Genomic DNA, 6604 nt, shown 5'->3' with positions numbered 1-6604 from the left:
GCGCTCCCGGTCCACAAGTCGATGCTCGAGATCTCCGAGCTCATCTACGCGACGGCCGGGACCTATCTCAAGACCCAGTTCAGGTTCATCGGGATCCTCTGGGCCTTCATGGCGGTCGTCATCGTCGCGTACTTCGGCTTCCTCGCCGAGGGGCCGGGCGGCGGCCACGGGATGGGCGCCGGCCGCGTGGCGGTCATCCTCGTCTTCTCCCTCATCGGGATCATCGGCTCCTCGGGCGTCGCCTGGTTCGGCATCCGCGTGAACACCTACGCGAACAGCCGCTCCGCCTTCGCCTCGCTCGCCGGCAAGCCCTTCCCGACCTTCGCGATCCCGCTCAAGGCGGGCATGTCGATCGGCACGATGCTCATCAGCGTCGAGCTGCTCATCATGCTCTTCATCCTCCTCTTCATCCCGAACGACCTCGCCGGCCCGTGCTTCATCGGCTTCGCCATCGGCGAGTCGCTCGGCGCGTCCGCGCTCCGCATCGCCGGCGGCATCTTCACGAAGATCGCCGACATCGGCTCGGACCTCATGAAGATCGTCTTCAAGATCAAGGAAGACGACGCGCGCAACCCCGGCGTGATCGCCGACTGCACCGGTGACAACGCCGGTGACTCGGTGGGCCCCTCGGCCGACGGCTTCGAGACCTACGGCGTGACGGGCGTGGCGCTCATCACCTTCATCCTCCTGGCCGTTCCGCCCCAGTACCAGGTCCAGCTGCTCGTGTGGATCTTCATGATGCGCATCGTGATGGTGCTGGCCTCGCTCGGCTCCTACGGCCTCAACGGCATCATCCAGGGCGGCAAGTACAAGAACGCGGACCACATGAACTTCGAGCACCCGCTCACGTTCCTGGTGTGGCTGACGTCCATCGTGTCCGTGGCGCTGACGTTCCTGGTGTCCTACCTGCTCATCCCCAACCTGGCCGATGACGGCAGCCTGTGGTGGAAGATGTCGGCCATCATCACCTGCGGCACCCTGGCCGGCGCCATCATCCCCGAGGCCATCAAGGTCTTCACCTCCACCGAGAGCCGCCACGTGCGCGAGGTCGTCACGGCCTCCCGCGAGGGTGGTGCGTCGCTCAACGTCATCTCGGGCCTGGTGGCCGGTAACTTCTCGGCCTACTGGATGGGCATCATCATCGCGGCGCTGATGGGCGGGGCCTACTTCTTCAGCCTGGACATCCCCAACACGCTGATGATCGCCCCGGCGGTGTTCGCCTTCGGTCTGGTGGCCTTCGGCTTCCTGGGCATGGGCCCGGTCACCATCGCGGTGGACTCGTACGGTCCGGTGACGGACAACGCGCAGAGCGTGTACGAGCTGTCCCTCATCGAGAACGTCCCCAACGTGAAGGCGGAGGTCCAGAAGGACTTCGGCTTCACCCCGGACTTCGAGAAGGGCAAGGAGTACCTCGAGGAGAACGACGGCGCGGGCAACACCTTCAAGGCCACCGCCAAGCCGGTGCTCATCGGCACCGCCGTGGTGGGTGCCACCACGATGATCTTCTCCATCATCGTCATCCTGGTGGGCATCAACACGGGCGCGGACGGCCTGCGCATGCTCAACGCGGCCAACGCGGCCAACCTGTCGCTGCTGCACGCCCCGTTCCTGCTGGGCCTGGTGACGGGCGGCGCGGTCATCTACTGGTTCTCCGGCGCGTCGATGCAGGCCGTGTCCACCGGCGCCTACCGCGCGGTGGAGTTCATCAAGGCCAACATCAAGCTGGAGGGCGTGGAGAAGGCGAGCGTGGAGGACTCCAAGCGCGTGGTGGAGATCTGCACCCAGTACGCGCAGAAGGGCATGCTCAACATCTTCCTGGGTGTGTTCTTCAGCACCCTGGCCTTCGCGTTCCTCGAGCCGTACTTCTTCGTGGGCTACCTCATCTCCATCGCCATCTTCGGCCTCTACCAGGCCGTCTTCATGGCGAACGCCGGTGGCGCGTGGGACAACGCCAAGAAGCTGGTGGAGACGGAGCTGAAGGCCAAGGGCACGGACCTGCACGCGGCCACGGTCGTGGGCGACACGGTGGGAGATCCGTTCAAGGACACCTCGTCCGTGGCGCTCAACCCGGTCATCAAGTTCACCACCCTCTTCGGCCTGCTCGCCGTGGAGCTGGCGGTGGAGCTGAGCGCGGCCGGCCAGCGCACCCTCACCACGGTGCTCGCGGGCGCCTTCTTCGTCGCCTCGATGGTGTTCGTGTACCGCTCCTTCTACGGCATGCGCATCGAGACCCCGATGGCCGCCATCGCCGGTGAGGACAAGGCGGGCGTGAAGCCGGCCTAGTCCCCCCCGGCCCCCACGGGCCGGCGTGACACGAGCGGCGGGGAGCCTCGGGCTTCCCGCCGCTTCGCTTTTGCGGGCACCGCGGGCGGGCCCTCAGCGGATGCGGAACGCGGGGGGCTCGATGCGGGTGGAGCGGCACTCGGGGCAGGAGCCGGGGCGCGTGAGGCGCTTGCGGTCCTTGAAGACGAAGCCGCAGGCGAGGCACTCGGAGGGAATCACCTCGAGCGCGGCCCCACCGGCGCGCAGGGACTTCTCCAGGTGCTCCAGGTGCCCGGCCACGTCCTTCTCGGAGATGCCCACCCGCGCGGAGAGCTCCTTCGCGGTGAGGCCCGTCTCCGGCGCCGAGGACAGTTCTGCTTCCAGCGCGCCACGCACCGTGGCGGCCCGGGGTTGGGGAACAGGGCTGGGACTCATCGGCCACGACCTCCCATTCTGAGAGTAGTCATTCCCGGCCGCCGAGGCGTTCACCGGTGCATGCCTGCTCGGACAGCGCGAGGCGCTCTCTCTTCCTGAATCGGTTCTAGGTGTCACATACTGGGTCGGTTATAGCCCCGGGACTTCCATGACTCCTCGCTACGCAGCCGACTACCGAACCCTGTTGTGGTGCCTCTTCATGCCGGTCGTCGCCCTGGCACAGTACGCCAGGCCCGAGCTCATTCCGTACCTCAGCCCGCTCGGCTGCTATCTGGCGCTGGCCGCCGGAGTCATCGCGCACAACCACAACCACTGCCCCACCTTCAAGAACCGGCGCCTCAACTCGCTGATGGGCCTGTGGATCTCCCACTTCTACGGCTACCCCACCTTCGCCTGGGTGCCCACGCACAACCTCAACCACCACAAGCTGGTGAACAAGGCCGGCGACGCCACCATCACCTGGCGCTACACCAACAAGAACAACTGGCTGGTGGCCTTCACGTACTTCTTCGTCTCGTCCTACTGGCAGAGCGATCCCATCAAGCAGTACATCGCCAAGGCGCGCCGCTCCAACCCCGCGCTCTACCGGCAGATCATCCTGCAGTACGTGGTGTGGGCGGGCGCGCATCTGGCGCTGCTGGGCGTGGCCATCGCGATGCACGGGCTGGCCGCGGGCATCAAGGTGTGGACGTTCGCCTTCCTCATCCCGGCGCTCTTCGCGCTGTGGACCATCATGTTCTTCAACTACATCCAGCACGTCCACACGGACCCCTGGAGCGAGCACGACCACTCGCGCAGCTTCGATGGCAAGCTCATCAACTTCTTCCTCTTCAACAACGGCCTGCACACGGCCCACCACGAGATGGCCGGCGCGCACTGGAGCACCCTGCCCGAGCTGCACGCCAGGATTGCCCCGCACATCCATCCGGAGCTGGTGCAGCGCAGCTTCTTCGGCTGGTGCATCCGCAACTACCTGCTGGCGCCCTTCTTCCCCAGCCTCGGCACGAAGCAGATTGGCCGCGCGCCCTTTGATCCACCCACGGGCGAGTCCGTGCACTTGACGTCCGAGGACGTGGACGCCCTGGAGTCGGGCATCAACGCTGCTCGAACCTGAACACTTCGGGGAGACACCCCTCTCGACATTTAGGAATAGACGGACTACGCCTTCAACCCCGGCTCAAGTCCGAGCCGAAAAGGCGGCATGTTCCGCCTTGTAACGAAAGAAGAACGGTTCATGGCAACTGGTACTGTGAAGTGGTTCAACGACGCGAAGGGCTTCGGGTTCATCACGCAGGACGGCGGTGGCGAGGATGTGTTCTGCCACCACACGGCCATCAACATGGATGGCTTCCGCACCCTGGCCGAGGGCCAGCGCGTGGAGTTCGAAGTGACCAAGGGCCCGAAGGGTCTGCAGGCCCAGAACGTTCGCGCCGCCGGCTAGTCCGCTAACCCGGACGAGTCCAGGAGCCTGACCTCGTCCGGGGTCGGGCTCTTTCTTTTTGGTCCCCATGCGTCTGCCTCCACTGCCCCGAGTCGCTGGCTTCGACGATGCCCCCTTCACGAAGCGCCCGGGAGCGAGGGTGCCGCTGGTGGGGGTGGTGTGCGCGGGCACGCGCTTCGAGGGGCTCGTCTGGGGACGGGTGCGCAAGGACGGGTGGACGGCGACGGACGAGGTGTGCCGGCTGCTGGTGGGGGGCAAGTTCCTGCCGCAGCTGCACCTGGTGCTGCTGGACGGCATCGCCTTCGGGGGCTTCAACGTGGTGGACCTGCCGAGGCTGGCGGGGACGCTGGGCAAGCCGTGCGTGTCGGTGATGAGGCGATTGCCGGACCTGGAGGCGATGGAGCGCGCGCTGCGCCACCTGCCGAGGCCGGAGCGGCGGCTGGAGCTGCTGAAGCGAGCGGGCCCCATCCATCAGCTGGGAGGCTTCACGTTCCAGGTGCAGGGAGCGGAGCCGGAGTGGGTGGCCGAGGCCCTGAAACGCCTGACGGACCGGGGGAACGTGCCGGAAGCGCTGCGATTGGCCCACCTGATCGGCTCGGCGGTCATCACGGGGGAAAGCTCCAAGCGGGCCTGACCTACCTGCGGACCTCGGGAGGAACCTGTTCCAACCACCCTACTTCCAGGCAAGCCCACAACCCCAGCAGCACCGCCTCCGCGGCGTCATGCCGGAGCGACGTGGGCCGCGAAGCGCCAGCCCACTCAATGACGCGGCGCGCCAGTCCATCCGCGGCATCCTTGGCCAGCCCACCGGAGCGCTGCTCGCGGGCGTACAGCAACCGCGCGCGCCAGTCCTGGGCGGACACACGGAGCACGGGGAGCGCGCGCCGCGATGCCTCTCGCTCCCACACCTCGGCGATGGGCCCGCCGCCCTCCAGCACCAACCACGCGAGCGGCCCGGCCGAGTGCAGCACGGAGGGCACGGCGCGCTTGAGCCGGGACTGGCTGCCGAAGTTCTGCGAGCGATACCACCGCAACCGCCCATCAGGGCCATACAGGGCCAGCCCGGAGCGCAGCCCGAGGTCCACGGCGAGCAGCGCCGGCCCCTCGGGTGCGCCGGGGCTCACGCGTCCTCCGTCCAGGAGACGCGGAAGGTGACGCTCTCGGCGGTGAAGTCGATCAGGTCCACGCGCACGCCCAGATCCCCGGGGCGGACGGCGCGAAGCATCTCGAGCATGGCGCCCTGGACGACATAGCGGGTAGGCCCGGGCTCGTTCACCCACAGCTCCACCACGTTGGCGGCGATGTCCGAGTGGCGGACCTCGGTGTAGTTGTTGCCCGAGCGGAAGTTCTGCTCGGCGCGGGCCACCAGGCGCTGGGGGCTGAGCAGCTGGAGGACGCGGAACATGAGCCGCCCGGTGAAGGTCTCCCGGTAGCCCTCGACCATCCGCGCGCCCAGATACTGGTAGGCCACGGACTGGAGCTCGTTGGGGTAGAGCGCGTCGGCGACGATGGCCACGCACCGGGCCCAGGTGTCGAAGGAGTAGGCCGGCAGCAGCTTGCAGTCCAGGTCCAGCCCGGCCTGGCGCAGCCGCTGCTTCACGGCGGGTGAAATGCGCCTGGCGAGGCCCCTCACGAAGAGCCCCTCGACGGTATGTTCGTAGACGAGCCGCTCCGGCATGCCGGAGAGTCTAGCGCGGACGGGAGAAACACTTCATGGGACTGCAAAAAGAGCTGGCGACACTGGCCATGCGCGCCACCCCCTTGCCGGGTGGGGGGGACAACTTCATGGCCGCCGCCAACATCCCCACCCCGGTGCCCTCACTGCCGGGCTCCATCGGGGCGGTGGCGCACGAGCCCTTCATGGCCCGCGAGACGCGGCGCTCCTTCGACCTGGTGGTGGTGTTCACCATCGGAGACTTCGCGGACGCGACGGGGTGCTCCGAGTACTACAACCCGCACAGCCCCTGGTACAACGTGTTCTACGGAGCCTACGGGCTGCGCTCGTACGAGCCGGACGGGAGCGCGTGGGGCTTCCACGCGGACGGCAGCCCCCACATCGCCGAGATGATGCAGGTGCCGGAGCTGGACTACAACTGGCTCACCGCCGGTGCGCTCGGGTGTCCGCCGCCGCGCATGTGCTTCCGCGCCGAGGAGGTGAAGCCGGGCCGGCACCGCTCCTGGCACGTGCTGGACGTGGCGGCCACCATCCCCAGCGGGCTGCACTACCTGCGGGACGCGGTGTCGCCGGACCTGCGCTACTACGCCGTCTTCGGCCTGCCCCACGACGACTTCATGGCCAACGGCCGCCAGAGCTACGAGCCGGTGAGGATGCGCGGGCGGATGCTCTACAAGCAGGTGGGGAGCAACCTCACGCTCGCCTGGGGCGGGCTGTGCCCGGACACGGCCGAGGGCAAGAAGCTGCTCTCGGCCGTGCTGGACACGATGGACTCTCTCTACCCCGGCTGA

General features: G+C 67.5%; 8 protein-coding genes. 5 read left to right on the top strand and 3 right to left on the bottom strand.

The genetic code is table 11. From position 1 onward, the window contains the following. The coding region (locus tag AC16DP_RS31120; RefSeq protein ID WP_483956906.1) for a sodium-translocating pyrophosphatase at window positions 1-2283 on the top strand (2283 nt) is incomplete at its 5' end. Between the two features lie 93 nt (window positions 2284-2376). Here AC16DP_RS31120 and AC16DP_RS31115 read toward each other — a convergent pair. Continuing rightward, window positions 2377-2697 (bottom strand): transcriptional regulator, encoded by a 321-nt coding sequence (locus tag AC16DP_RS31115; protein WP_047854952.1) that lies wholly within the window; start codon window positions 2695-2697, stop codon window positions 2377-2379. A gap of 199 nt (window positions 2698-2896) precedes the next feature. Between AC16DP_RS31115 and AC16DP_RS31110 the strand changes: the two genes are divergently transcribed. The 3 genes from AC16DP_RS31110 to AC16DP_RS31100 all read left to right on the top strand — a co-directional run bounded on the left by AC16DP_RS31110 (window position 2897) and on the right by AC16DP_RS31100 (window position 4772). Next, the gene (locus tag AC16DP_RS31110) at window positions 2897-3811 is read left to right on the top strand and encodes a fatty acid desaturase family protein (protein WP_329729673.1); all 915 of its coding nucleotides are present in this window, start codon (window positions 2897-2899) and stop codon (window positions 3809-3811) included. Window positions 3812-3931: 120 nt separating this feature from the next. Beyond that, a complete protein-coding gene (locus AC16DP_RS31105; RefSeq protein WP_108072049.1) occupies window positions 3932-4138 on the top strand; it encodes a cold-shock protein in 207 nt (68 codons plus the stop codon). Between the two features lie 67 nt (window positions 4139-4205). Next, a complete protein-coding gene (locus AC16DP_RS31100; RefSeq protein ID WP_329729674.1) occupies window positions 4206-4772 on the top strand; it encodes an endonuclease dU in 567 nt (188 codons plus the stop codon). A 1-nt stretch (window position 4773) separates the two neighbouring features. On the opposite strand, the gene AC16DP_RS31095 is transcribed toward AC16DP_RS31100, so the two are convergent. Both AC16DP_RS31095 and AC16DP_RS31090 read right to left on the bottom strand, forming a co-directional pair. Further along, window positions 4774-5262, bottom strand: coding sequence for a hypothetical protein (locus AC16DP_RS31095; protein ID WP_329729675.1), 489 nt, complete (start codon window positions 5260-5262; stop codon window positions 4774-4776). Continuing rightward, window positions 5259-5816: a DUF2378 family protein gene (locus tag AC16DP_RS31090; protein WP_329729676.1), complete on the bottom strand. Its 558-nt coding sequence runs from the start codon at window positions 5814-5816 to the stop codon at window positions 5259-5261. The genes AC16DP_RS31095 and AC16DP_RS31090 overlap by 4 nt, the downstream gene beginning before the upstream one ends. Window positions 5817-5851: 35 nt before the next feature. On the opposite strand from AC16DP_RS31090, the gene AC16DP_RS31085 reads away from it, so the two are divergent. Further along, the gene (locus tag AC16DP_RS31085; protein ID WP_329729677.1) at window positions 5852-6604 is read left to right on the top strand and encodes a hypothetical protein; all 753 of its coding nucleotides are present in this window, start codon (window positions 5852-5854) and stop codon (window positions 6602-6604) included.

The sequence above is a fragment of the Archangium sp. genome, assembly GCF_057119385.1.
The sequence above is the reverse complement of the archived record's forward strand: the minus strand, read 5'-3'. Positions and strand labels throughout refer to the sequence as shown.